Source organism: Sphaerisporangium album (genome assembly GCF_003323745.1).
Classification (GTDB): Bacteria; Actinomycetota; Actinomycetes; order Streptosporangiales; family Streptosporangiaceae; genus Sphaerisporangium; species Sphaerisporangium album.
Genome location: NZ_QOIL01000004.1, coordinates 54,953 through 81,271, shown reverse-complemented (window position 1 = coordinate 81,271; position 26,319 = coordinate 54,953). Strand labels below are relative to the sequence as shown.

Sequence of the window (26,319 nt, the reverse complement as noted above, 5' to 3'; positions counted from 1 at the left end):
ATGTTGGCAGACCACGTAAACCCAGCCCATCGTCCGGACGTCGATTCGTCGGGACCACGCTCCGATGCGTGAGCACCACCGGGGATCACCACCCAGATCACGTGGGAGCTTCATTGAAATCGCGCCATGCCGCGCGCCGGTACAGGACCGCCATCTCAGCAGGAGTGCTGACCTTGGCCGCGCTCCTGACGGCACCCGCATCGCCCGCACAGGCCATGGGCCCGTGCGACGCGGGCGGTAACAAGATCACTTGTGAGAACAACAACGTGGGGACCGACCGGACCGAGTGGGACACCGACCCGCGCGGCACCGTCGAGGGTTACGGCGACCAGATGAGCGTCAACCTCGGCCAGACGGTCAACTTCAAGGTGCGGTCCGCGGCCCTCCAGCTGCAGGTCGACATCTACCGGATGGGCTACTACCAGGGGAAGGGCGCACGCCTCATCACCTCGGTGCCCGCCGACACCTCCGTCTCGCGCAACCAGCCGAGCTGCCCGGAGAACACCACCACCGGCGAGGTGACCTGCAACTGGGGGAACGTCGCGAGCTGGACCGTTCCGAGCACGGCCGTCTCGGGAATCTACTTCGCCCACGTGACCCGCACCGACACCGGCGACGACACCCACATCGTCTTCGTCGTGCGTGACGACGCGAGCACCGCCGACCTCCTCTTCCGGACGTCCGACAGCACCTGGCAGGCGTACAACTCCTGGGGGGACATCCCCCAGACGGAGGGGAACCCCAACAGGGTCCTGAACAGCCTGTACCGCGGCGACAGCGTCGTGGCGCCGGGACGCGCGGTCAAGGTCAGCTACGACCGGCCGTTCAACACCCGCGAGTCCACCCCCTGGGGGCGTGACTTCGTGTTCGCCAACGAGTACCCGATGGTGCGCTGGCTCGAGGCCAACGGGTACAACGTCTCGTACATGTCGTCGCTGGACGCGGCCCGGGCGCCGCAGACGCTGCTGAACCACAAGTCGGTGCTGTCGGTCGGGCACGACGAGTACTGGTCGGGCGAGGAGCGCGCCGCGTTCGAGAACGCCCGCGATCACGGCGTCCACCTCGGGTTCTTCAGCGGCAACGAGGTCTACTGGAAGACCCGCTGGGAGAACGACTACCGGACGCTCGTCTCCTACAAGGAGACACACGCGAACGCCAAGATCGACCCGGCCGCGAACGTGTGGACGGGCACCTGGCGCGACCCGCGGTTCAGCCCCCCGGCCGACGGCGGCAAGCCGGAGAACGCCCTCACCGGCACCCTGTTCACCGTGAACTGCACCTCCTCCAACGACGGCTGCGGGGCGATCCCGCTGACCGTCCCCGCCGCCGACGGCAAGATGCGCTTCTGGCGCGGCACGTCCGTCGCCAACCAGATCTTCGGGTCGCAGAGCGTCCCGGGCGTCGTCGGCTACGAGTGGGACGAGGACGTCGACAACGGATTCCGGCCGAAGGGCCTGGTCCCGCTGTCCACCACGACGTCGACCGCCGAGCAGGTCCTGGTGGATTACGGCACCAACGTCGCCCAGAAGAGCGCCACCCACCGCATGACGCTCCACCGCGCGCCGAGCGGCGCGCTGGTCTTCGGCGCCGGAACGGTGCAGTGGTCCTGGGGACTCGACGACGACCACGACAGCTACACCGACACCAACTTCGCCGACACGCGGATCAAGCAGGCCACGGTGAACGTGCTGGCCGACATGGGCGTGCAGCCCAAGTCGCTGGTCGCCGGGCTCAGCGCGGCGAGCGCCTCCTCCGACCACACCGCGCCCACCGCGGTGATCACGGCCCCCGCGCTGAACGCGCACATCACCCATGGCTCTTCCGTCACCATCAGCGGCACGGCCACGGACGCCGGCGGCCAGGTCGGCGCCGTGGAGGTCTCCACCGACGGCGGCGCCACGTGGCACCCCGCCACCGGCCGCGGCTCCTGGACGTACTCCTGGAAGGCCTCGGGCGCCGGCACGATGACGCTGAAGGTGCGCGCGGCGGACGACAGCGGCAACGTCGGCGCCGAGGTGGCGAGGAACGTCACCGTCGACTGCCCGTGCAGCCTGTTCGGCTCGTCCACCGTCCCCAAGAACCCGGCGGACAGCGACACCGGCCCGATCGAGCTCGGCGTCCGGTTCAGTTCGGCGGCCAACGGCTACGTGACCGCAGTCAAGTTCTACAAGGGTTCGGGCAACACCGGCGCCCACATCGGCACCCTGTGGTCGAACACGGGCGAGCAGCTCGCCACCGGCACGTTCTCGAACGAGACCGCCACCGGCTGGCAGAAGCTGACCCTCGCCTCGCCGGTCTACATCACCGCGGGCACGCAGTACGTCGCCTCGTACTACTCGCCGAACGGGCACTACGCGGCCGACGCGGACTACTTCCGCTACCAGCCCCTGGTCAACGCCCCGCTGAGCGCGCCGGCGACGTCCGAGAACGCCCCCAACGGCGTCTACCGGTCGGGGCAGGGCTTCCCGACGCAGACGTTCAACGGCGGCAACTACTACGTCGACGTCGAGTTCACGATCAACGACCTGTACCCGCCGGCGGCCGTCTCGATCACGCCGACCCCCGGCTCGTCCAGCGTGCCGACGACCGTGCAGCCGAAGATCACCTTCGGTGAGCCGATCCAGGCCGACAGCGCGACGTTCACGCTGAAGGACGCGACGGACTCGGCCGTGGCGGGCACCGTCTCGCTGGACGCGACGCGGGAGTCGCTGACCTTCGTCCCGGCCGCGCCGCTGGCGCCGAACGAGCGGTTCACCGTCTCGGTCAGCGGGGCCAAGGACGACGGCGGCAACACGATGACGAGCCCGATCGGCTTCTCGTTCACCACCGCCAAGCCCTGGACGGCGGGCGTCTGCCCGTGCACGGTCTGGCCCGAGACGACGGTCCCGGCCGAGCCCAGCGTCAACGACAACGGCTCGGTCGAGCTGGGCGTGAAGTTCCAGACCACGATGGACGGCTTCATCGAGGGCGTCCGGTTCTACAAGGGGCCGGGCAACACCGGGACGCACGTCGGCACGCTGTGGAGCGCCTCGGGTCAGGAGCTGGCCACGGCCACCTTCACCGACGAGTCGACGCAGGGCTGGCAGGAGGTCCACTTCAACACGCCGGTGCCGGTGACCAAGGACACGACCTACGTCGCGTCCTACCACGCGCCGAGCGGCCACTACGCCGCGACGGGGGGCGGCCTGTCCTCGCAGGTCACCTCCACCCCGCTGCGCGTCCTGGCGAGCTCGGGCAGCGGCGGCAACGGCCTCTACCGGTACGGAAGCCGGGCCTTCCCGACGGAGTCGTGGGGCTCGACCAACTACTGGGTCGACGTGATCTTCACCAAGATCGCCGACACCACCGCGCCGTACGTCACGGCCAAGTCGCCCGACCACGGCGGCACGGGCGTGGCCATCGGCACCGCGGTGACGGCGACGTTCAGCGAGCCGATCGTGGCGAACACCGTCGCGATCACGGTGAAGAACGCGGCCGACCAGACGGTCGCGGGCACCCACACGGTCAACGAGGCGGGCACCATGCTCACCTTCACGCCGGACGCCCCGCTGGCGCAGAGCACCACGTACACCGTCACGGTCAGCGGCGCCAAGGACGAGTCCGACAACACCATGACCAGCACGTCGTGGTCGTTCACGACCGGCGGCGCGACGAGCTGCCCGTGCTCCATCTGGCCGAGCAACGCCGTTCCGGCCCATCCCGAGGACAGTGACGCCGCCGCGGTCGAGCTGGGCGTGAAGTTCACGGCCGAGATGGACGGCCAGGTCACCGGCGTCCGCTTCTACAAGGGCGCGGGCAACACCGGGACCCACCTCGGCCACCTGTGGAGCGCCACCGGCACCATGCTGGCGGCGGGCACCTTCACCGACGAGACCGCCACCGGGTGGCAGACGCTGATCTTCGAGACGCCCGTGAGCATCGTCGCCGGACAGGTGTACGTGGCCTCCTACCTCGCGCCCAACGGGCACTACGCGGGCGACGGCGGCTACTTCAACGCCGGGCCGGTCGACAACTCGCCGCTGCACGCCGTGGCCAACGGCGGGCCGGCGGGCGGAAACGGCGTCTACCGGTACGGGTCGGACCCGGGCTTCCCGGCCTCCAGTTACAACGGCGCGAACTACTGGGTGGACGTGCTGTTCACCCCGTCGAGCTAGTCACGTCATCCGCGTGCGGTTCGCTCGTCCCTGACGGGCGGGCCGCGCGCGGTGGCCCACGCGAAGAAGGAGAGGAGATCCGCGTGACATCGATCGGCCTTGCCGTCATCGGGGCGGGCTACTGGGGTCCCAACCTGGTGCGCAATGCCATGGCGACCCCGCAGCTGCGCCTCGAATGGCTGTGCGACCTGGACGAGGACCGCGCCAAGGCGGTGCTCGGCCGCTACACCACGGTGAGGCCGACGTCGTCCGTCGAGCAGGTGCTGGCCGACCCCGCGGTGGAGGCCGTGGCCATCGCCACCCCGGCGCGCACGCACTTCGACCTGGTCCGCGCCGCCCTGGACGCCGGCAAGCACGTGCTGGTCGAGAAGCCCCTCACCCCGACCCACGCGGAGGGCGCGAAGCTGGTCGCCCTCGCCGAGGAGCGGGGACGGGTGCTGATGCTCGACCACACCTTCTGCTACACGCCGGTGGTCCGCAAGATCCGCGACCTGGTGGTGTCCGGGGAGCTCGGTGACGTGCAGTTCGTCGACTCCGTCCGCATCAACCTGGGCCTGGTCCAGCCGGACGTGGACGTGCTGTGGGACCTCGCGCCGCACGACCTGTCGATCCTCGACTTCGTGCTGCCCGAGGGCGTGACCCCGGTGGCCGTCGCGGCGCACAGCTCCGACCCGATCGGGGCGGGCAAGCCGTGCCTGGCCTACCTCACCCTGTGGCTGTCCTCGGGCGCCATCGCGCACGTCCACGTGAACTGGCTCAGCCCGACCAAGATCCGCACCACCGTGATCGGCGGCTCGCGCCGCACGATCGTGTGGGACGACGTCAACCCGGCCCAGCGCCTCGCCGTGTACGACCGGGGGGTGGACCTTTCGGCCGTAGGGGAGGACGAGCGAAGGGCCGCCCTCATCTCCTATCGGACCGGTGACGTCGTCGTACCCGCCCTACCCGAGCGCGAGGCGCTGCGCGGGGTGATGAGCGAGTTCGCGGCCTCGATCATCGAAGGCCGCGCTCCGCTGACGGACGGCAGGGCGGGGCTGCGGGTGCTCGCTCTGCTGGAAGCGGCGGGGCGAAGCATCCAGAATGACGGCAGACGAATCGACCTGGGGGGATCCGCTCAATGATCAAGGACAGCCGCTGCCTGGTGACCGGGGGCGCGGGCACGATCGGCTCGACGATCGTGGACCAGCTCCTCGCCGCGGGCGCGGGCGAGGTGGTCGTGCTCGACAACTTCGTCCGGGGCCGCCGGGCCAACCTCGCCGCCGCCGAGGCGGTCGCCGAGGGGCGCCTGCGCGTGGTCGAGGGCGACATCCGCGACACCGCGCTGGTCCGGCGGGTGACCACGGGCATGGACCTGGTGTTCCACCAGGCCGCCATCCGCATCACCCAGTGCGCCGAGGAGCCGCGCCTGGCCCTGGAGGTGCTGGTCGACGGCACCTACGAGGTCGTCGAGGCCGCCGCCGACGCGGGCGTCCGCAAGGTCGTCGCCGCGTCCTCCGCCTCGGTGTACGGCCTGGCCACCGAGTTCCCCACCCGCGAGGACCACCACCCGTACGACAACGACACCCTGTACGGCGCGGCCAAGACGTTCAACGAGGGCCTGCTGCGCAGCTTCAAGGCCATGCGCGGGCTCGACTACGTCGCCCTGCGGTACTTCAACGTGTACGGCCCGCGCATGGACATCCACGGGCTCTACACCGAGGTGCTGATCCGCTGGATGGAGCGCATCGAGAACGGGCAGCCGCCCCTGATCCTCGGCGACGGCCTGCAGACCATGGACTTCGTCTACACCGAGGACATCGCCCGCGCTAACCTGCTCGCCGCCGCCAGCGACGCCACCGACCAGGTGTTCAACATCGCGAGCTCTGCCGAGACCAGCCTGCGCGAGCTCGCCGAGACGCTGATGTCCGTGATGGGACGTTCGGACCTCGGCCTGGAGTTCGGCCCCGCGCGGGCGGTGAACGGCGTCACCCGCCGCCTCGCCGACGTCGGCGCCGCGGCCGACCGGCTCGGTTGGAAGGCCGAGATCGGGCTGGAGGAGGGCCTGCGCCGCCTGGTCGCCTGGTGGCGGGCCGAGAAGTCTCGGTGAACGGTTCGATCGTCTACGCGGGAGGCACGCGTTACGACGGCGTGAGCGGCACGGACCGGCACATGGCGGACCGGCTGAGCACGCTCGCCGACGTCCTGTACGTCGACCCGCCGAGGCCGCTGCGCTCGGGCCTGCGCGACCCCGAGACCGGCGAGGCGGGCCACGTCCTGCGCCGGGTCGCGCCGCGCCTGTGGCGGCTGAGCCCGGTGGCGCCGCCCGCCGCGTACCGGCCCGGGGTGGACCGCGTCACCGCGGCCCTCGCCCGGCGGGCCGTCCGCGCCGCCGCGCGCAAGCTGGGCCTCGGCATCGGGGCCGTCGTCGTGGCCGGGACGACCGACCTGCTGGACGTCCGGCCGGGCGCCCGCACCGTCCGGTACATCACCGACGACCTGGTGGCCGGGGCGTCGCTGATCCGCATGTCGGCCGCGCGGCTGGCCCAGACGGAGGCGCGCATGACCCGCCGGGCGGACGCGGTCGCCGTCGTCTCCCCCGGCCTGGTCGAGCAGGTGGCGCGCATGGGCCGCGACGCGGCGCTCGTCCCCAACGGGTGCGACGTGTCCGCGTACGCCGCGATCGACCACGCGCCGCCGCCCACCGACCTGCCCCCCGGACTGGCCAGCACCCCCGTCGCGGGGTTCGTCGGGCACATCAACGCGCGCATCGACATCGCCCTGCTGGAGGCCGTCGCCGACACCGGCGTGCCGCTCGTGCTGGTCGGGCCGAGGTCCGGCGACTACGAGCCCGAGCGGTGGCCCGCGCTGATCGGACGGGCGAACGTCCACTGGGTGGGGCGAAAGCCGTACGATGAGCTGCCGTCCTACCTGCGGCTCGTCGACGTCGGGCTCACGCCGTACACCGACACCGCGTTCAACCGGGCGAGCTTCCCGCTGAAGACGCTCGAATACCTTGCGGCCGGGCGGGGCGTCGTCTCCACCGACCTCCCGGCCACCGCGTGGCTGGAGGCGGGCCCGCTGATCCCGGTCGCCCGCACCCCGGCGGAGTACGCCGCCACCGTCGCCGCGCAGCTGCGGATCCCGCGCACACCGGCGCTCGCCGAGCGGCGGCGGGCCTTCGCGGCGCGGCACGACTGGAACCAAAGGGTCCGCCTGCTGGCGGACATCCTGGGAATAGAGATCAGGGAGGTGGCCGGGCGATGATCCCGGTGATGCGGCCGTGGTTCGGCCCGGAGGAAGAAGCCGCCGTCGGCGAGGTGATCGCCTCGGGCTGGGTCGCCCAGGGGCCGAAGGTCGCCGAGTTCGAGCGCCGGTTCGCCGCGAGCGTCCAGGCGGGCCACGGCGTCGCCGCCTCCTCCTGCACGACCGCGCTGCACCTGGCCCTGGTGCTCGCGGGGATCGGCCCCGGGGACGAGGTCGTGGTGCCGTCCCTGTCGTTCATCGCGACCGCCAACGCCGTCAAGTACGTCGGCGCCACCCCGGTGTTCGCCGACATCGACCCGGCGACCGGCAACCTCACGGCCAAGACCATCGAGGCGGCGCGCACCCCGCGCACCCGCGCGGCCATCGTCGTCCACCAGGGCGGCGTGCCCGCCGACGTCGACGAGATCCGCGCCGCCCACGACGGGCTGGTCCTGGTCGAGGACGCCGCCTGCGCCGCCGGCTCGACCTACCGCGACCGGCCCGTGGGCGCCGGCGCGTACCTGTCGGCCTGGTCGTTCCACCCGCGCAAGCTGCTCACCACCGGCGAGGGCGGCATGCTCACCACCGACGACCCGGAGGTCGCCGCGCGGGCCAGGCGGCTGCGCGAGCACGGCATGAGCGTCAGCGCGGCCGACCGGCACGCCTCCGGGTCCACCGCGCCCGAGCAGTACACCGAGGTCGGCTACAACTACCGCATGACCGACCTCCAGGCCGCCGTCGGGCTGGTGCAGCTCGGCAGGCTCCCCGAGATGGTCGCCCGCCGCCGGGCGCTCGCGGCGCGCTACCTGAACCTGCTGGGCGGCGTCCCGGGCCTGACCATGGTGCGCGACCCCGAGTACGGCACGTCCAACTTCCAGTCGTTCTGGATCGCGCTGCCCGACGACTTCCCCCTGAGCCGCAACGAGATGCTGCGGTTCCTCGCCGGGCGCGGCATCTCCGCGCGGCGCGGCATCATGGCCGCCCACCTGGAGCCCGCGTACGCGGGGACCGCCACGGGCGACCTGCCCGCCACCGAGTGGCTGACCGCGAACTCGCTGATCCTGCCGCTGTTCCACGCCATGACCGACGCCGAGCACGACCAGGTCGTGGAAGCGATCCACGCGGCGGCGGGAAGCTGACCGTGCGCATCCTGGTGTACCCCCACGCCATGGAGGTCGGCGGCAGCCAGCTCAACGCCGTCGAGCTGGCCGCCGCCGTCCAGGCGCTGGGGCACGAGGTCGCCGTCATCGGCGAGCCGGGCCCGCTGGTCGAGTACGTCACCGGCGCGGGCCTCGAACACCTGCCGCTCGACCCCGGGCGACGGCGGCCGTCCATGACCACGGTGCGCATGCTGCGCGACCTCGCGGTCCGGCGCGGGCTGGACGTCGTGCACGGGTACGAGTGGCCGCCGGGCGTGGAGGCGTTCTACGCGGGCCTGCGCGGACCGGCCGCCGCCGTGTGCACGATCATGTCGATGTCCGTGGCGCCGTTCCTGCCCGCGTCGCTTCCGCTGGTGGTGGGCACCCGCGAGATCCAGGAGCGCGCCGCGCCCGGCCGCAGGCACGTCCACCTCATCGAGCCGCCCGTCGACGTCGTCGCCAACGCCCCCGGGCACCCGGTGGACGAGTTCCGGCGCGAGTTCGGCTTGGAGCCGGGGCCGTTCGACCTGGTCGTGGTGAGCCGCCTGGTCGCCGAGCTGAAGCTCGAAGGCATCCTCACCGCGATCGACGTGGTCGGACGGCTCGCCGCCGAGCTGGACGTCCGGCTCGTCATCGTCGGCGACGGCCCCGCCCGCGCCGAGGTCGAGACGCGCGCCGCCGCCGCCAACGCCGCCGCCGGACGCCGCGTCGTCGTCGTGACCGGGCAGCTCCTGGACCCTCGGCCCGCCTACGCCGCGGCCACCGTGTGCCTCGCCATGGGCGGCTCGGCGCTGCGGTCGCTCGCGTTCGCCAAGCCGCTCATCGTGCAGGGGGAGCTGGGCTTCTTCGAACTGCTCACCCCTGAGACCGAGAAGATCTTCCTCGGCCAGGGGTGGTACGGCATCGGCGGCGGGGCCGAGGAGGGCGCGCCGCGCCTGGAGAGCATGCTGCGTGGGCTCCACGCGAGCCCAGCGCTGCGCGAGCGGCTGGGCGCGTACGGCAGGCGGCTGGTCGTCGAGCGCTTCAGCCTCGAACGGGCCGCGCGGGTGCAGCTCGGCATCTACGAGCAGGCCGTGAGCGAGCGGCCCGCCGCCATGGACGCGGTCGGCACCGCCGCGGGCGTCCTCGGATACAAGCTGCGCCGCAAATACGAACGCCTACGCGGCACCCACGCCCGCGACGACTTCAACGCCGTCGCCCGGAGCCCCAAGTGACCGACCTCTCCCCCGGCGCCACACCGCCTCCCGCCTCCCCGGCGGCATCCCCGTCCGACGCCTCCGCTCTGCGGGCGCGTGCGGGTAAGGCACTGGGCTGGAGCTTTGTCAGTACGCTCGCCGCCCGGTTCGGCACGCTCGCCATCGGCATCACGCTCGCCCGCGTCCTCGGCCCCCACGAGTTCGGGACGTTCGCCGTCGCGCTGGTCGCTCTGCTGGCCATGCTGAGCATCAACGAGCTCGGCGTCAGCCTCGCCATCGTCCGCTGGCCCGACGACCCGCGCACGATCGTGCCGACCGTCGCCACGCTGTCCGCCGTGTTCAGCGTGATCGTCTGCGGCGCGTTCATGCTGGTCGCGCCCGCGTTCGCGACGGCCATGGGCAACCCGGCCGCCACCGGACCCGTGCGGGTGCTGGCCCTCAGCGTGCTGATCAACGGGCTGGTCGCCACCTCGGCGGCCCTGATCCAGCGCGACTTCATGCAGGGCCGCAAGATGATCGCCGACCAGGTGGACAACTGGCTCGGCGCGCTGGTGTCCCTGGCGCTCGCCCTCACCGGGTGGGGCGCGATGAGCCTCGCCATCGGGCGCGTCGCCGGGTCGCTCGCGGGCGGGACGCTGCTGGTGTCCTTCGCCCCCGGACGGCTTCGGTTCGGCTTCGACCCGGCGGTCGCCCGGCGGCTGCTGGTGTTCGGCGTCCCGCTCGCCGGGTCGTCGTTGCTCGTCTTCGCCGTCGGGTACGCCGACCAGCTCGTCATCGGCGGCGTGCTCGGATCCACGGCCCTCGGCGCCTACGCCCTCGCGGTCAACCTCTCCGGCTGGCCGGTGGCCGTGTTCTCCCAGCCGGTGCGCGCGGTCGCGCCCGCCGCGTTCGCCCGCCTCCAGCACGACCGGCCGACGCTCAACCGGTCGTTCGTCGCGGTCGCCGGGCTCCTCGTCGGGCTCACGCTCCCCGTCTGCCTGCTGCTCAGCGGGGCCGCCCCGGCGGTGATCAGGTTCGTGTACGGCGAGGAGTGGGCGCCGGCGGCCGTCGCACTGGCCGGGCTGGGCGTCCTCGCCGGGCTGCGGATCTTCTTCGAGCTGGTCTACGACTACCTCGTCGTCCTAGAACGCTCCCGCGCGGTGCTCGCCGTGCAGGCCCTGTGGCTGATCGTGCTGGTCCCCGCGATGTGGATCGGCGTCAACCGGGACGGATTGCGCGGCGCGGCCATCGCCCTGGTGGCGGTCGCCGCGATCGTCGTCCTGCCCACCTACCTCGGCCAGCTCAGACGGTCCGGCGTCCACATCGTCGACCTGGCCGCCAACCTCTGGCAGGCCGTACTCGCCGCCCTGGCCGTCGGCGCCGTCGCGGTCCTGGCCGTCCGCACCCTCTCACCGGACATCGTGGTGCTCGCCGCGGCGGGCGCCTTCGCCGTCCTGGTCGTCGGCCTGTACGGCTACCGCCGCCGCAGCGTCCTGCGCGCCGTGAAGGAGACGACGTGACCGCTCCGATGAACCCGCGGCGGGTCCCGCCCGTAGGGACGCTCGTGGCGCCGCCGATGATGATGTCCATCACCCCGATCGCGAAGGAGCCCCGATGACGCCGCTTCTGATCGTCGGGGCGGGCGGCCTGGCCCGCGAGACCGTCCAGGTCGTCCACGCGATCAACGACGTGTCCCCCACGTGGGACCTGCTCGGCCACCTCGACGACGACCCCGCCAAGCACGGCACGATCGTGGACGGCGTGCCCGTCCTGGCCGGGTCCGACGAGGCGGTCAAGCGCGAGGACGCCAAGATCGTCATCTGCACCGCGAACCCCCAGGACAACGCCGTACGCTCCCGCATCGCCGCCCGCCTCGGTCTGCCCCCCCAGCGGTACGCCACGCTGGTGCACCCGGCCGCGAGCGTGTCCCGCTCGTCCACCATCGGCCCGGGATCGGTCGTGCTGGCCCAGGTCGTACTGACCGCCGCCGTCACCGTGGGCGCCCACGTGTGCGTCATGCCCCACGTCACCCTCACCCACGACGACGTCGTCGAGGACTTCGTCACGCTCGCGGCGGGATGCCGCCTGGCCGGCGGCGTGCGCGTCGAGCGCGGCGCCTACGTCGGCTCCGGCGCGCTCGTCCGCGAGAACCTCACCATCGGCGCCCACGCCCTCGTCGGCATGGGCGCCGTCGTCACCAAGAACGTCCCCGCCCGAGAGGTTTGGGCAGGGGTGCCCGCACGGTTCATCCGTCCCGCCACAGTGATCACGGAGCACAGCAAATGATCCCATTCGTCGACCTGCGCGCCGCCCACGCCGAGGTGGCCGAGGAGGTGCTCCAGGGGTTCGACCGGGTACTCCAGGACACCGCCTTCGTCCAGGGGCCCGACGTCGCGGCCTTCGAGAAGGAGTACGCCGAGTACTCCGGCGTACCGCACTGCATCGGCATCGGCAACGGCACCGACGCGATCGAGCTCGCCCTGCGCGCCGCCGGCGCCCCTGCCGGGGCGGAGGCCGTGCTGCCCGCCAACACGTTCGTCGCCACCGCCGAGGCCGTCGTCCGCGCCGGGCTGCGTCCCGTGCTCGCCGACTGCGACGACGACCACCTGCTCATCGACCCCGCGTCCGCCGAGGCCGCCGTAGGCCCGGACACCGCGGCGATCCTGCCCGTCCACCTGTACGGCCAGCAGGCGCCCATGGCGGCCGTCCAGGACCTCGCCACCCGCCGCGGCCTGACCCTGGTCGAGGACGCCGCGCAGTCGCAGGGCTCCGAGCAGCAGAACCGCCCGGCCGTGGGCCTGGCCGCGACCAGCTTCTACCCGGGCAAGAACCTCGGCGCGTACGGCGAGGCGGGCGCCGTCCTCACCTCCTCACCGGAGCTGGCGCGCGCCGTCCGGCTGCTGACCAACCACGGCAGCGAGGCCAAGTACCGGCACGAGACGCTCGGCTTCAACTCGCGCCTCGACACCCTGCAGGCCGTGGTGCTGCGCGCCAAGCTCAAGCGCCTGGCCCGGTGGAACGAACTGCGCCGCGCGGCGGCCGAGCGCTACGACAAGCTGCTGTCCGGCATCGAGGGCGTCCGCCTGCCGCGCACCGCGCCCGGCAACCTGCACGTCTGGCACCTGTACGTCGTCCGCGTCCCCTCGCGCGACAAGGTGATGACCAGCCTGCACGCCGCCGGAATCCAGGCCCAGATCCACTACCCGACCCCCGTACACCTGCAACCGGCGTTCCAGTACCTCGGCTACGCCCCCGGCGACTTCCCCGTGGCCGAGAAGGCCGCCGCCGAAATCCTCAGCCTCCCCATGCACCCCCACCTGACCCCCAGCCAGCAGGAACAGGTAGCAGAAACCCTCGAAAAAATCCTCAACCACCTCTGACCCGCGCTCAACCCGCTGAGGGACGTTCCCTAGCGTCCCTCGGCAACTCCTGACTACCTCGATCCGGGACTCTTCTGCGCTGGTGAATACACCCTTTAGCTGCACGGGTGCGGAGCCTGACGGTCACGGCCACCGCACAGGCCGGTGTGTCAACGTCAGCCAAGCACGGCCTCTCAAGGAAACCCCAGAGCCGATCGGGTAGGCCGCACCATCGCTGAACAAAGCCTCGTCCAGCCGAGGCCAAGACAGCGAGCGACCACTCAGGGACGAGTCCAGCGGACCGGCCTATAACGCCACGCCAACAGATCACATTCCGGCCCGTTTAGCGCCGAATGGCGGCATCGACCCAAATCAGCAATTTGGAGTGGCCTTAACTGCGGATGGCTACAGACCTGGATCCCTCTGGACGGGCTTGCCACGCTGTTATGCATTTCACGGCTACCACGCCGCCTACCAGCACGAACTTGGACAGCGCCCTGCGATCGCAACCGCATGTGGTAGCAGAAAGACAGTCCAGGCGCCGATGGGCGGTGCGTTGATGCCCTCACTGCCTGCATAGGGCCAAGCCCCCGGCCACCTTCCGTAACACTGCCGGCTTTGCGCCTTGCCGCAACGGAGCTGCACGCCTGTCAGAACGCCCCATCCGTGATGGACTCATCACTTTGGGTAGGTCAGCACACGCCCTAAGACCCCTGATCCATCTGCAAGCTACCTGTAAGCACTGTGTTGCTTGTACAGGAAGTTGCGTGAACGACCTGCGGCAGCCGATAGTGTGCGTCAAGATGTTGGCGAGCAAAATCGATCAGGATTGCACTAAACGTCCGCCCGACCAGTCCATCGGGCAAGGAAGGGGTGCGGTGACCACTGTAACCATGCCAAGCGATTCAGATACGAGCAACGGCCTGATCAGACCATCAAACAGATGGACGGGCCTGAAACATAGAATATGGACCAAAGTCGCCGACATATTGGGATTCAGGTTCGCGGCATTCCGTCGACCAAAGGGGGACAGAACCGTCACAACTTGCCTCTTTTGCCATAAAGACGATCCATCCCTAAATCGAGTCATGTGCGAAAACAGTAACTTTTACAGTCGATACGACAATTTCCCGGCGACGCCAGGGCATATCGAGATAGTACCGAAGCGGCACGTGATATCGTTCTTCGATCTGTCACAGCGGGAGATCAAATCTGCCTATTCTCTTATTCGGCAGTCGCAACAGATACTCGACCGCGCACACAGTCCTGATGGATACACCATCGGTGTGAACGAAGGCGTCGCAGCGGGGAGAAGCGTCGATCACCTTCATATTCATGTCATACCGCGCTACATGGGTGACGTGCCCGACCCGAGAGGAGGAATACGGCAAATAGTACCGAATTGCGACCCTGACGCGTGGAAGAATCCACTCGATGATTAGGAAAACTTCCTAGCAGTCGCGACGAACCAGCCCTCTCTGCCGCTATACCTGGACGCCATGCCGTCGAAACCAACGATCGACAGCATATCCAGAATCTGCGCTGGGGTCGTTAGCGTGAACCAGCGAGCCCCTTGCAGGCTCCCACCATGACGCCACCCTTCACCAGCCCCCTCCTTCATGCTTATGGAAACCACACCATTGAACCGAAGGACCCGGGCGATCTCTTTCAAGGCTCCTACAAGATCGACTGACGGTAGGTGGAGAAGGCTTGCGCACGCCCAAACTCCTGAGAACGCCCTATCGGCAAAGGGAAGATCCAGGATGTCCGACTGCACATAGCCAACAGGTCCCGTCATACCAGCTCGTATATCGGTTGCCACACCCGAGCGGGCATGGCGAATCATACTCAGGGAGATATCCGCGGCAACCACGGCCCGCCCCAGAGTAGAGATATATCTGGAATCCCTACCCCCGCCGGCACCAAGGTCGAGAATCGCCCCTTCGGCCGGAGCAGAACGAACGAACGATATCACCTCGTTCTTCAACCCGGGAAAGCTCTCGTACATGGCGGTCAATGATCCATACTCCGACGCATTGCGGTCGTATGCTTCACGCGTTCTTCCGACAATCTTGCGATAGGACGGAGTCGGACCTTCGGCTGTATCAGACATCCTGGAATCCTTCATGGCCGATTATGTTACTAAGTCGATTCAACTCATGCCAGAGATGGTGGCCGTTTAATTGTGTATAGCCATGCGCGACATCGAAGCTGACGCAGCCGACGAACTTCGAGCGACCATCTCGAACGGGCGTCGCGAAAACAGCGCCGCGATGATTGATCCGACAGAACTCATCCCAAGATAGCCCCATGACCGCATCCACACCATGGTGCGATTGGTAGTCAGCGAACCGGGAGCTATCTGTCAGGTTTTGAGATAGCTCCGCCACGTCCACTCCGATCTCTTTGTCATATTTCCAACATAGCCCGATCACGCCTATCCCTCGGGTTGGGTGAAAACTCCTCGTAGCCGGCGTGGCCCCCAGCCGGTACGTGGCCACGCGTAGAAGTTCGCCACTCAACGGATGCCTTAAGGTCCGCTTTCTTCGCCAGATATGCAGGCTTGGATCAGTTATGTTGATAGCCGGCTTGATTCGCCTTCCCATATCCAGCAACTGACCAAATGTGCTGAGAATCTGACGCTGCATGCCGACCCTGCCATTCAGGCGCGAGTTCTCCGTGAGACTCTCCCATGGAGAGAAGACGCCAAAGACACCTATGACGAGAATCAGCAGAAAGACCGCATAGCCGGCCTCCGCGACGACCTGTTCCCAGAACAGCGCAGAGGGAATATTGTACTGACGTGCGCCGAGACACAGCGTTCCCAGCAGCACTGTCCCTTTGTCGAGCATTCGAGCGGTTCTCAGGCGCATAAGGAAGCGTCCATTTTCAAGTTTTGGGCCGACCGTAAGCGACTAGCTGTGTAACCATGTCTCGCTATGGTAGTCCTACGATCGGCCCGGCGCTTAGGATTTGTGCTTCGGCGACACAAGCAGGACATACCGCCCAATTGGTTCCCCCCGCAACTGGAGGTGGTTACATCGGGAGACAAGGTCGCGCGGTGCGCCGGGGCCGATTTATGCCAGGAGCTCGCCGGGGACATGGATACAAGCTATCTACATACCTACCAGGGGAACCCACCCAGCCGCCTCATCGCACGGAGCCACAATCTCAGTCTGATCGCGGACCTATCACCGCTGACCGTCGGTCACCTGCTACTTGTATCCAACCGCCACTATTACAGTTTTTCGCAGATAATCCGAGATCATGAACACGAGGTCGCCCGCTTCCGGGCAGCGATATACACAAATTACTCCGCCACTTTCGGCCCCCCGCTGATATTCGAGCACGGATCCACGGCGGAGATGGATGGATCGGCCTGCATCACCCACGCACACTGGCATTTCCTGCCGATCGATGCCGACTCGGTGGACCGTATCATGACTCGTGACGGGCTTCACGGAGTGCATTTAAGCGATATGACCCGCCTCGCTGATTCAGCGTTTTCCAGTGCACCGTACTATTACCGCTCCGATGACAGCGACCATATGGTGTACAAAGCCGTCCACGCGATGCCACGGCAGTACTTACGTTCAGTGGCTGCTGAGGTCCTTGGCATCCCTGCCCCAGAGTGGGATTGGGCAGTTGTCGTCCGAAAGGACGCACACCGTGAGACCATGGCGCGGACACGCTCCTGGCGCTTCGAAAATCCGGCGCCGACCTAGGCGCGAGCGACGCAATGATCATTCACCGGGATAGAGGAGGTAGACATGGCAGACTTGACGGACATCTCGGATGAACCAACCCGTCTAGCAAATATCATCGGCTCGGTTTTCGCCGGCCAAAGCAAGAACTGGTCTACGAGACTATCCGGTGGGGAGGAGGTCGAGCTTAAAGTCGGCGCAGACGCCCAGGATGACTGCGCGGTCTTTCACCTCGATGGGCAACAGGACATCGTGCTCGGTTCCGACTACGTACGGGGTGCCAAGTTCATGCTGTACGAACTCGGCCACTTGAACGAGTACGATGTGGGCTACTACCTCGCTATGGCCAACTTCAGTGATATCGCGGCCATGGGAGCCAACCCGATTGCTCTGCTATCGGTGATCCGTTATCCACGTACCATGACCGATGATACGTTCCGTGCGGTGATCAATGGCATCAATGATGCCTGCGATCGAGTCGGGGCTCCCAACGTGGGCGGTGATATCGGTACAGCCGAGAGACTTATTCTTTCGGGTGCCGCAGTGGGTGTGATCGAATCGGGCCGCGCTCTTCTACGCTCGGGCGCGAGACCCGGTGACCGTTTGTGTGTTACCGGCTATACTGGAATCGCGGCCGCGGCACAAAAGTACTTTGGCGTCCTCAAACCCGAGGGCGCATCAGTCGAAGACGAGAAGGAGCGGCTGCTTCTTTCCTCGTGGCAGCGGCCTCTGGCACGTATCCAAGAGGGTCGGTGTCTGAGTACGAGCGGGTGTGTCACCAGTTGCCAGGACACCTCTGACGGCCTTAAGGCGACGATCGAATCGATCTCCACGTCCAGTAACGTCGGCTTTGTAGTCGACGAGAGGGCCATCCCGGTCTCTGACCTCGTCGCAGCGGTCTCCGCTCTACCTGGCGCCCCTCCCACCGCAGACCTCATCTTCGGTGATTCCGTGGACTTTCAGCTAACTTTCACCGTCCAGCCAACGGAACTCGAAAGGCTCAGGCAGATGTTCCGTGGCACCGGTCTCTCGTTCCACGAGATCGGTTGGGCCACAGAGGATCCAGCCGTTCTACTCCGCCGAGCCTCAGGCGCCATGGAGACTCTCCCGGGATCTCCCTGGCGACACAATATCTAAGGAGTCCTTACGAGTAGTCGGATCAGATCCTCACACCGGTCAGCGTGCTTTTCCCTTTTCTGAACTGCCAGGAGGTCGGTGCGTCCTCGACGCCCTCCTGGAGGCACTACTCGAAGGCGAAGCCCGCGGACGTCAGGGCGCTGCCCAGGGTGTCGCGGTTCCCGCGGTTCCCGCGGCTCTCCTCGGAGATCTCGGTGGAGGCGGTGTAGCACGCCTCGTCGCTCTCCGGGGGCGTGGCGTTGCCCCGGGCACCTTCGGGGTCGGCGAGACGGTGGTCGAGGCGGATGACCGGCATGGTGCGCAGGTCCACCCGCGGATCGCCACACTCCTTCACCGGGAGCGCGGCGATCCGCGGGTCGGACAGGAGCACGAATTCAGCCATGAAAGGCGCCTTCGGTATCGAACATGGGCGCCCCAGACGGAACGCCGACGGCCATGATGAGCCCGCGTGCTTCAAAACGCTGTAATCCCCTCCGACCGCTCTTACAGCGGCCGGCCGCTACGCCGGCGGTTCCCGTACTCAGCCGCTCCTACGGTGGCCGGCCCTGCTACGCCGGTGGTTCGCCGTACTCGCGGGAACCGTGTACGCGGAAGATCTCTGTTGCCTCGGCCCTGGTCGTCTCGGCGGTTGCAGTGTCGCCGAGTGCCTGGTGTACCTGGGCCAGGTCGCGTTGAGGTCGGCCCACGACCCGGGTAGTCGCCAGCCCCTCTCGGGCGATGTCCCCGTCGGTTTCCTCGACCGCGTCCCCAACGCCTGACCCGAACCCAGGGAAGGCCCCCGCCCCGGCGGGGGCCTTCGGTTGTGTCGTTTTTGTGTCATGTGGGGGACATCGGGTGCTCATCTTTGGGGGGTACGTGTTCGGGCATGAATCGACGTTCCAGGGGTGCCGTCTTAGCGGGTGCCGTGATCATCGTCGCGGGTCTGGTCGTTCCGGGGGGTGCGGCGGAGGCGGCGTTGACGCGGGATCCGGTCGCCGTGATCTACCAGCGTGACCACGCCCTGCACACGCTGAACAACGGGGCCACCGACGACGACCTGCTGACCCGGACGGAGATCCTGGCGTCCAGCCCGTGGTCGTTCTTCCGCGGGACCTCGCCGCTGTACTACCGCGACCTCGGTGAGCTTCCGGCCTCCGCCTACGCCACGGCCGGCGCGGACGTGTGGATCACCGGTGACGTGCACCTGGAGAACACCGGAGCCGACCGCGGCGCCGACAACGTCGAGCAGTTCGCCCTCACCGACACCGACGACGCCTGGCGCGGCTCGTGGACGTGGGAGCTGCGCCGCGAGGCCGTCTCGATCGTGCTGGCCGGCCGGCAGAACGGCCGCAGTGCGAGCCAGATCACCACCGACGTGAACACGCTCGTGTCGGAGTACGCGCAGTGGATCGACAAGTTCCACGGCGACGACGACGAGGCGGACTGGCGGCTCACCGCCGGCAACACCTCGGACCTGACGGCGGACCTGATCGCCGAGTCCGAGGATGACAAGCGCGCGGACCTGCTGGCGAAACGGACCACGCTCAGCGGCTCCACGCGCGTGTTCAAGGCCGACCCGGAGCTGCTGACGGTGCCCGCCTCGATCCGTTCCGCCGTCGTCGCCGCCGTCGCGGCGTACCGGACCACGGCGCAGGACCCGCTGTCCGCGAGCGAGGCCGTGGTGAAGGACGTCCGGCGCCGGCTCGGCGCGGGCACGGGCAGCCTGGGCCGGTTCCGCTGGTACGCGCTGGTCGAGGGCGACACCTCCGGCACGTCCGACGACCGGATCCTGGAGTTGAAGCAGGAGGTCGACCCCGCCCCCAAGACGCTCGCCCCCGGGACGACGACGCTGACCGGCGGGCAGCGTCCGGCGCTGGCGCTGCGGTGGCTGGTCAACGAGTCGGATCCACTGGCGGGGTGGGCGGGCGTCGGCGGCGTGCCGGTGCTGGTGAAGGAGAAGTCACCGTTCGCCGAGGATCTCTCGATCGACGACCTGACCACCTCGGCGATCTGGGACGACTCGGTGCGCGACGTCGGCAGGCTGCTGGCGGCCGCGCACTCGCGCGCGGACAAGGACATCGCCGGCACCGGCGTGACCTACTCCGCCGACGCGGCGATCGACAACGCGATCACGTCGGTGCCGGGCCTGCAGACGGAGACCCGTGCCTTCGCGACCGGCTACGCCGACCAGGTCACCGGCGACTGGCACGCCTACGTCACCGCCAAGAACAGCGGCGTCCCGTTGTTCTGACGGCTCCGGCGCCCGTGCCCGTCCGCTAGGACGACGCCTAGGCGCGGGGCTGGGTCTGGAGGCGCCAGAGGGCGCCGCAACAGCCCAGGATCAGGAACATCACGTTGGTGATCATGGGGAAGCTGAAGGCGTCGAAGGTGCCGAAGCCGAAGATGGCGACGGCGGAGGAGGCCGCGAAGCACTGGGCGAGATGGCGGGTCTCGGGGTCGACGGCGGCGCGGCGGGCGCGGCGGGCCAGCACCCAGCCGGCGAGCAGGAAGACGAGCAGCGCGAGCAGGCCGACGAGACCCGTTTCCAGGGACGACATCAGGTACTGGTTGTCGATGACCCGGTACATGCGCGGGAGGTAGGTCGCGAAGCCCTGCCCGAACCACGGGCGTTGCGAGACGGCCGCGACCACGGCGTCGTAGTCGCCGGTGCGCGTGGTGGAGTTCTCGTCCGACCCGATGACCGACACGAGGTTGAGCACCGTGCCGATCAGGCCGGGGATGAGCAGGCGCATCACGATGGACGACGCCCCGAAGATGAGGACCGCCCTGAGCCGCCACTCCGACGGCCAGGTGGGCAGCAGCACGAGCATCACGACGAACAGGCCGAGGATCGCCGAGCGGGACACGCTCATCGGCAGCGCGGCTGCGATGAGGACGACCATGGTCCACCGCTTGCGCCGCTGCTCGGGGACGCGGCAGAAGATGGCGCCGTGCAGGGCCAGCGGCAGGATGGCGGCGAGGACGACGCCGAGCTCGATGGGGTGGGTGGCGGTGCCGGCCGGACGGAAGAAGCCCTCGCGTTCGAACAGCACGGCCGAGCCCTTCTCGACCAGGCCGGGCAGCGCGAGGTACTGGGTGACCTCGATGCCGGTGAAGAACTGCACCATCGCGACGAGCGCCGGGAAGCTCGCTCCCATGACGATGCGCTGCCGCAGCGTCTCCAGCCGGTCCATGCTGGTGATGCCGTCGGCGGTGACCAACGCGATGCCCGCCCATCCGGCGACCAGCACGAGCCCGAGGTCGGCGGCGTTCAGCTCGTCCCCGGACAGCGGGCGGGTGTTGGCGGCGACGTAGCTGGCGAGGACGGCGAGGGCGAAGAAGACGATGACCGCGCGGACGGGCTGGCGTCCGCGGATCGGCGTCCACCGAGGGGACAAGGTGGACATCAAGTACCAGACCAGCAGCAGCACGGCGACCATCGAGGACGGTGAACCGGCGCCGCCGAGGGGGCCCACCACATACCGGGCGGGCATGACGAACAGGACGACCAGGAAGAACGTCATGATCGTCACCGGGTCCACGCGTGCCTTCTTCGGCAGCCTGGAGCGGCGCTCCGGAGGCCGCCGACCGGGGGCGTGGATCCGCTCGACCGAAGGTGTGCTCGTCACCGCCCGGGCCTGGTGGGGTCGAACACGACGTACGGCTCGTCATCGGAGTCGCCGTCCGCGCCCGGACGGCCCGCGGGCGCCGGGCCGGGACCCTGGCCGGGCGCCGGCCGACGGGCGCGGCGGCCCTGGACGGGGAACTTGTCGGTCGCCGCGGCGGAGGGACGGGGGTCGGACGGCTGGCCCTGCGCCAGGCCCCGGGACGGACGGGCGCCGTTGCCCCTGCCCTCGGCGCCGGACGGACCGCGCCGGTCGTTGTCGTTGACGTAGAGGTCGCCCTCGACCTTGGCCGGAGCCGGAGTCGTGGGGTTGTAGCCCTCGGTGCGCTTCTGGTCGGCCCACGGGTCACGGAGCTCGGCGCCCGGACCCGGCGGCCTGCCCGAGGACGGGGACGGGGACGGGGACGGGGAGGTGACGCGGCGGTCGTACACCCGCGGCTCGGGCGGCTCGATGGGCCTCGGCGGGCGCGCCGGGGGGCGGCTGCGCGGCACCGTGGGGCCGCTCGGGCGGGGGGCGGAGTTGGAGCGGGGCATCCGCTGCTGGTGCGCGGGGACGACGGGTAACGGGCCCGTCATGGCGGCTCTCGGGTCGCCGCCCTGGCTCGCCCGGCGGCGCTTCTGCGCCATGGACTCCAGGAAGAGCGGGACGCCGATGGTCAGCAGCATGCCGCCGGCGAAGATGATGACCAGCATGCGGATCTTCTTCTCCGGGGTGAGCTGCGCCTCGTCGGAGGAGGTGACGAGCTCGGCCCGGATCGTCGCGTCCGGCAGGATCGACGACTTCTGCTGGACCTCGGTCAGGCGATCCAGGCTCAGCTCGGCGACCGTCTCCATGGTGGCCTGGGCGATCTTCGGGTCGGGGCCGGTGGCGGTGATGTCGAGGAGGGGGCCCCGCGAGTCCTGGGCGAGGCCCACGGTGAACTCGGCGGTCTTGCCCTCGTCCTTCAGCTTCTGCAGCGTGCGCTCGTCGCTCATGCCGCGGGAGATGACCTCGGCCGTGATCGTCAGCGAGCCGTCGAAGGCCAGCCAGGGGTTGCCGCCCACCGGCTGCGATCCCTTCCTGGAGGACAGGAAGACGACGGTGGCCTTGGATTCGTACTGCCAAGGGATCGCGAAGAACGCTCCGATGGTCGCCGCGAGCGTGACGGCCAGCAACGTCACCGTCACCGGCCACCGCCTCAGCAGTGCGCGCAGCGAATCAAGCAGGTCCATAGTGTCCCTTCACCCCCGCCCGGCGGCCCACATCCGTGCGTTCCCACCCCGCCGAACCGCCGAGGTAAGACGCCCGAGCACCTCGGAACGTTGTCATATCGCCCTCAAGTGTTTCCTGCGCGTGCTTTCTTTACCAGGCCCGGCCCAAAACTGCTCATGCCTGTGCCACGATGTGTCGGTGCGTAGGCGAGTGGTCGTCAGGTGCTCCTGCCTGGCACTGGTCTTCCTGCTCGCCGCTTTCGCGGTGTGGTGGGTGAGATACAAGTCCCCTCTTTACCAGAGTGTGGTGACCGTCGCGTTCATCACGAAGACGAACCACTTCCAAGGTGAGGTGTACGACCACTTCACCGACAACCACATCTTCATGGCGCTCGCCACCGCCCGGTACTTCGACAACCCCAGCACGCGCGAGCGCCTGCGCGAGATGGGCGGCACGGCGGACTTCTCGTACAAGGTCGCCCACTGGGGCAACGAGGAGCTTCCGGTGTACGGCCAGCCGTACGCGACGTTGCAGTCGCTGTCGGCCGATCCCAAGGACTCGATCGACACGCTGAATCTGGCGCTCAAGCTTCTCACGCAGAAGGTGGACAAGCTCCAGACCTCCTCGGGGGCCAACGGCCGCGTGATGATCAAGTGGGAGACGATCGGCTCGATCTTCGGGCCGCAGCGCCAGCCGCTGCAGAAGAGCCGCGCCACCGTCGGCATCGGGCTGATCGCCGTGCTGGCGTCGGTCGCGGTCATGTCGGCGACGCGGGACCGCAGCAGGCGCGACGCCGGCCGCCCCTCCGACCACCTGATGATGACCACCGTGCGGCGGCCGAGGCCACCCCATCTCGGCACGAACACGTAACACCCCGACCCCGCAGGTGACCCGCGCTCCGGCGAGACCGCTGTGGAGCGTTCCCACACGAGCCCTGGAGCCCTTGGTGACCTCTTCGCCACCACGCCGCCTAGCCATCGAGTCCACCGGCTCCACAGGCTTCAGGGGGACGGTCAGGCTCTCCGTCCTCGTCCTCGCCGGCGTCACGGCCCTGGCGGCGTGCGGATCCGGGCCGAAGGAAGCCGCCGCCCGCGACCCCCTCCCCGGGCGCACACCCTCCTCCGGGACCGTGCCCTCCAGCACGGGTGACGCCATCGGCGGCGGCTTCCCGTCCGCCCAGACCACCGGCCTGCGCCCCGGCAGCGTGCTGAAGAAAGTCGGAGAGGTCACCGTCCTGAAGAAGGGGGCCGTGGTCGAGAACCTCGAGGTGCACGGGAAGCTCAACATCAAGGCCGACGACGTCGTCGTGCGCAACGTGCGGGTGATCGGCGAGGGCGACTGGTCGGTCATCCAGGCGGAGGGGGCGTCGGGCGCCGTCATCGAGGACTGTGAGATCTCCGGGGACGGCACCGTCAAGGCGCAGTGGGGGGTGCTGAACCAGGGCGGGCAGATCACCGTGCGCCGGGCGAACATCCACACCGTGTCGAACTCCGTCGGCACCGACCACGGCCTCATCGAGGACTCCTACATGCACGACTTCAAGGAGTTCCCCGGCGACCACATCACCGGGCCGCAGGTCAACGGCTCCCCGCAGGACGGGCTGACGCTGACGATCCGCCACAACACGATCTTCAACCAGCTCTCGCAGACCTCGGCCATCTCGATCTACCAGGACTTCAGCCGGGCGCACGACGTGCTGATCGAGAACAACCTGCTGGGCGGCGGGGGCTACACGATCTACGGCGGCGCAGGGAAGTTCGGCACGCCGACGAACATCCGCGTCCTCAACAACGTGTTCACCCGCCGGCTTTTCCCGAAGGGCGGCTTCTGGGGGCCCGTCACCTACTTCGACACCAAGGGCAAGGGCAACCGCTTCGAGGGGAACGTGTGGGAGGACACCCGCGAGGCCGTCGAGGGCTGACCCGTTCGGGGCACCGACTCTCAGGCGCCCCGAACCGCCGAGCGAAGCGAGGCCATAGGCACAGCTCAGGTGGCCGCGGGTGAGAACGCGTCGCGCGCCAGCAGCTCCGGGCGTCCCGACCCGTCGGCCGGCACCGCCCACACGTCCGAGCTGTCGCCGCGCAGCTTGCTGTACATGACCGTGCGGTCGTCGAGCCACGCGGCCTGGTCGTCCACGTTGGCGGGCTCGGCGAGCGCCGTCTCCCTGCCGCTCGCGAGGTCCAGCGTGTACAGCCGCCACGGATCGCTCGCGCCCCCGACCCGCTTCTTGTAGACGAGGCGCGTGCCGTCCGGGGACAGCGAGGGGCATTCGGCGTTCTCCCGCAGGACGCGCATCCCGCGCGCCGCGAAGTCGCCCTGGACGAGGTAGGTCCTGCCGCCCGTGGAGACCGTCGCGTAGAAGCGGTTGTCGTCGGAGGCGAAGGTCACCCCCCAGTAGTTCAGGTCGACGGCGGAGTGGACGCGGCCGTCCTTGCGGAGCGTGAAGTCCTCCAGGCTCTTGACCAGCGTGCCGGTGCGGGTGTCCAGGATTCCGGCGCGGGTGGAGAAGCCGACGCTGAGGTAGGAGTCGCCGGAGACGAAGAACGTCCAGGCCACCATGCGCCCGCTCGCCGAGACGCGCGCCCTGCTAGGGATTCCCGCGAGGGGGACGCGCCGCAGCTCGCGCAGGTGGTCGTCGAGGACGATGGCCTCCGAGCCGATGGTGAGGGTCTCGCCGACGCGCAGGCACACGCCGGTGCCCGCGGCGGCGTAGAACCGCTTGCAGCGCAGGCCCGTCGTGCGGGGACGGCCCTCGCCCTGGGCGGGCGCGGCGCGCACCATGCCGCTGTCGGCCGAGGGACCGGCGCCGACGGTCATCAGCGCGCCCCGCTCCAGGGTCGTCGCGCTCGGCACGGGCGTCGCGCCGGAGGCCGGCGGTGGAGCGGCGGCGGGCGTCTCTGCGCGGGCGCGCAGGACGTACACCGTGCCCGCGGCGGCGAGGACCACGACCGCGGCGACCAGGACGGCCACCCGCGCCCGGGTGGAAAGGCCGGAGACGTTCACGCGGGCGCTTCCCCTGGCTCGGCGCCGGGCAGCGCGGCTCGCGGCCCGCTGAGGACGCCGTCGTGCTCGGCGTACAGCTCGCCCGTGGCGGGGCAGCGCCAGCCGCCCGAGGCCTCCTCCAGCGTCACCCCCGCGCGCCCGACCCAGCCGATGCGCCGCGCGGGCACGCCCGCCACGAGCGCGAAGTCCGGCACGTCCTTGGTGACGACCGCGCCGGCCGCGACCAGCGCGTGGCGGCCGATCGTCCGCCCGGCGACGACCACGGCGCGCGCGCCGACGGAGGCGCCCGCGCGGACGACGACCCCCTCGGCGGTCCAGTCGCCGTCGCGCTTGAGCGCGCCGTCCACGTCGGTGGAGCGTGGGTACACGTCGTTGGTGAGCACGGCGGCCGGGCCGATGAACACGCCGTCCTCCAGCACGGCCGGCTCGTACACCAGCGCGTAGTTCTGGAGCTTGACGCGGTCACCCATCCGAACCCCCGGGCCGACGTAGGCGCCGCGGCCGAGAATGCACCCCTCACCGAGGACGGCGCCCTCGCGTACCTGCGCCAAATGCCAGACCGCGCTGTCCGCACCGATCTTGGCGCTTGGGTCCACGTCGGCGGTGGGTGCGATTCGCGGTTCTGTCATC

The 26,319-nt window shown here is 69.1% G+C and carries 22 protein-coding genes; 15 read left to right on the top strand and 7 right to left on the bottom strand.

Annotation, left to right across the window (positions count from 1 at the left end; genetic code table 11):
* The first annotated feature begins 173 nt into the window (after positions 1-173).
* From DQ384_RS08135 to DQ384_RS44100, 10 genes are all read left to right on the top strand, one after another.
* Entirely contained in the window at positions 174-4,154 is a 3,981-nt protein-coding gene (locus DQ384_RS08135) for a DUF4082 domain-containing protein (protein ID WP_147268692.1), read from the top strand.
* 83 nt (positions 4,155-4,237) lie between these two features.
* On the top strand, positions 4,238-5,275 hold the full coding sequence (locus DQ384_RS08130) for a Gfo/Idh/MocA family protein (RefSeq protein ID WP_114028110.1): 1,038 nt from the start codon (positions 4,238-4,240) through the stop codon (positions 5,273-5,275).
* Positions 5,272-6,240: an NAD-dependent epimerase/dehydratase family protein gene (locus tag DQ384_RS08125; RefSeq protein WP_114028109.1), complete on the top strand. Its 969-nt coding sequence runs from the start codon at positions 5,272-5,274 to the stop codon at positions 6,238-6,240. Before DQ384_RS08130 ends, DQ384_RS08125 begins: the two co-directional genes overlap by 4 nt.
* Positions 6,237-7,397, top strand: coding sequence for a glycosyltransferase (locus DQ384_RS08120; protein WP_114028108.1), 1,161 nt, complete (start codon positions 6,237-6,239; stop codon positions 7,395-7,397). The genes DQ384_RS08125 and DQ384_RS08120 overlap by 4 nt, the downstream gene beginning before the upstream one ends.
* Positions 7,394-8,515, top strand: a complete 1,122-nt coding sequence (locus DQ384_RS08115) for a DegT/DnrJ/EryC1/StrS family aminotransferase (RefSeq protein WP_114028107.1) — start codon at positions 7,394-7,396, stop codon at positions 8,513-8,515. Before DQ384_RS08120 ends, DQ384_RS08115 begins: the two co-directional genes overlap by 4 nt.
* Before the next feature lie 2 nt (positions 8,516-8,517).
* Positions 8,518-9,729, top strand: coding sequence for a glycosyltransferase family 4 protein (locus tag DQ384_RS08110; protein WP_114028106.1), 1,212 nt, complete (start codon positions 8,518-8,520; stop codon positions 9,727-9,729).
* Entirely contained in the window at positions 9,726-11,210 is a 1,485-nt protein-coding gene (locus tag DQ384_RS08105) for an oligosaccharide flippase family protein (protein ID WP_220182833.1), read from the top strand. The genes DQ384_RS08110 and DQ384_RS08105 overlap by 4 nt, the downstream gene beginning before the upstream one ends.
* 94 nt (positions 11,211-11,304) lie before the next feature.
* The gene (locus tag DQ384_RS08100; RefSeq protein WP_114028105.1) at positions 11,305-11,976 is read left to right on the top strand and encodes an acetyltransferase; all 672 of its coding nucleotides are present in this window, start codon (positions 11,305-11,307) and stop codon (positions 11,974-11,976) included.
* Positions 11,973-13,070, top strand: coding sequence for a DegT/DnrJ/EryC1/StrS family aminotransferase (locus tag DQ384_RS08095; protein WP_114028104.1), 1,098 nt, complete (start codon positions 11,973-11,975; stop codon positions 13,068-13,070). The genes DQ384_RS08100 and DQ384_RS08095 overlap by 4 nt, the downstream gene beginning before the upstream one ends.
* 782 nt (positions 13,071-13,852) lie before the next feature.
* Positions 13,853-14,491: an HIT family protein gene (locus DQ384_RS44100; protein WP_425451434.1), complete on the top strand. Its 639-nt coding sequence runs from the start codon at positions 13,853-13,855 to the stop codon at positions 14,489-14,491.
* Here DQ384_RS44100 and DQ384_RS08085 read toward each other — a convergent pair.
* Together DQ384_RS08085 and DQ384_RS40310 are read right to left on the bottom strand one after the other, a co-directional pair.
* Positions 14,488-15,162 (bottom strand): class I SAM-dependent methyltransferase, encoded by a 675-nt coding sequence (locus tag DQ384_RS08085; RefSeq protein WP_181871093.1) that lies wholly within the window; start codon positions 15,160-15,162, stop codon positions 14,488-14,490. The two genes, DQ384_RS44100 and DQ384_RS08085, sit on opposite strands and share 4 nt — an antisense overlap.
* Positions 15,155-15,901 (bottom strand): hypothetical protein, encoded by a 747-nt coding sequence (locus tag DQ384_RS40310; protein ID WP_147268691.1) that lies wholly within the window; start codon positions 15,899-15,901, stop codon positions 15,155-15,157. Before DQ384_RS40310 ends, DQ384_RS08085 begins: the two co-directional genes overlap by 8 nt.
* A 249-nt stretch (positions 15,902-16,150) precedes the next feature.
* Here DQ384_RS40310 and DQ384_RS08080 point away from each other — a divergent pair, with 249 nt between their 5' ends.
* Together DQ384_RS08080 and thiL are read left to right on the top strand one after the other, a co-directional pair.
* Positions 16,151-16,774 (top strand): HIT family protein, encoded by a 624-nt coding sequence (locus DQ384_RS08080; protein WP_181871092.1) that lies wholly within the window; start codon positions 16,151-16,153, stop codon positions 16,772-16,774.
* 45 nt (positions 16,775-16,819) lie between these two features.
* Positions 16,820-17,890, top strand: coding sequence for a thiamine-phosphate kinase (thiL, locus tag DQ384_RS08075; RefSeq protein ID WP_114028101.1), 1,071 nt, complete (start codon positions 16,820-16,822; stop codon positions 17,888-17,890).
* A 106-nt stretch (positions 17,891-17,996) separates the two neighbouring features.
* Here the strand turns inward: thiL and DQ384_RS08070 are convergent, their stop codons facing one another.
* Positions 17,997-18,272 (bottom strand): M15 family metallopeptidase domain-containing protein, encoded by a 276-nt coding sequence (locus DQ384_RS08070; RefSeq protein WP_114028100.1) that lies wholly within the window; start codon positions 18,270-18,272, stop codon positions 17,997-17,999.
* A gap of 573 nt (positions 18,273-18,845) precedes the next feature.
* Here DQ384_RS08070 and DQ384_RS08065 point away from each other — a divergent pair.
* Positions 18,846-20,120, top strand: a complete 1,275-nt coding sequence (locus DQ384_RS08065; RefSeq protein WP_220182831.1) for a DUF2252 domain-containing protein — start codon at positions 18,846-18,848, stop codon at positions 20,118-20,120.
* A 37-nt stretch (positions 20,121-20,157) separates the two neighbouring features.
* On the opposite strand, the gene DQ384_RS08060 is transcribed toward DQ384_RS08065, so the two are convergent.
* Positions 20,158-21,498: an O-antigen ligase family protein gene (locus tag DQ384_RS08060; protein ID WP_147268690.1), complete on the bottom strand. Its 1,341-nt coding sequence runs from the start codon at positions 21,496-21,498 to the stop codon at positions 20,158-20,160.
* Positions 21,495-22,706 carry a YveK family protein gene (locus tag DQ384_RS08055; protein WP_114028097.1) on the bottom strand — a complete coding sequence of 404 codons (1,212 nt, stop codon included), beginning with the start codon at positions 22,704-22,706 and terminating at the stop codon, positions 21,495-21,497. Before DQ384_RS08055 ends, DQ384_RS08060 begins: the two co-directional genes overlap by 4 nt.
* Positions 22,707-22,884: 178 nt before the next feature.
* On the opposite strand from DQ384_RS08055, the gene DQ384_RS08050 reads away from it, so the two are divergent.
* Together DQ384_RS08050 and DQ384_RS08045 are read left to right on the top strand one after the other, a co-directional pair.
* Positions 22,885-23,556, top strand: coding sequence for a hypothetical protein (locus DQ384_RS08050; RefSeq protein WP_147268689.1), 672 nt, complete (start codon positions 22,885-22,887; stop codon positions 23,554-23,556).
* A 76-nt stretch (positions 23,557-23,632) separates the two neighbouring features.
* Positions 23,633-24,607 carry a right-handed parallel beta-helix repeat-containing protein gene (locus DQ384_RS08045; RefSeq protein ID WP_114028095.1) on the top strand — a complete coding sequence of 325 codons (975 nt, stop codon included), beginning with the start codon at positions 23,633-23,635 and terminating at the stop codon, positions 24,605-24,607.
* A gap of 65 nt (positions 24,608-24,672) precedes the next feature.
* Here DQ384_RS08045 and DQ384_RS08040 read toward each other — a convergent pair whose 3' ends face one another.
* The gene (locus DQ384_RS08040) at positions 24,673-25,689 is read right to left on the bottom strand and encodes a TolB-like translocation protein (RefSeq protein ID WP_114028094.1); all 1,017 of its coding nucleotides are present in this window, start codon (positions 25,687-25,689) and stop codon (positions 24,673-24,675) included.
* On the bottom strand, positions 25,686-26,318 hold the full coding sequence (locus DQ384_RS08035; protein WP_114028093.1) for an acyltransferase: 633 nt from the start codon (positions 26,316-26,318) through the stop codon (positions 25,686-25,688). Before DQ384_RS08035 ends, DQ384_RS08040 begins: the two co-directional genes overlap by 4 nt.
* Position 26,319 lies beyond the last annotated feature (1 nt).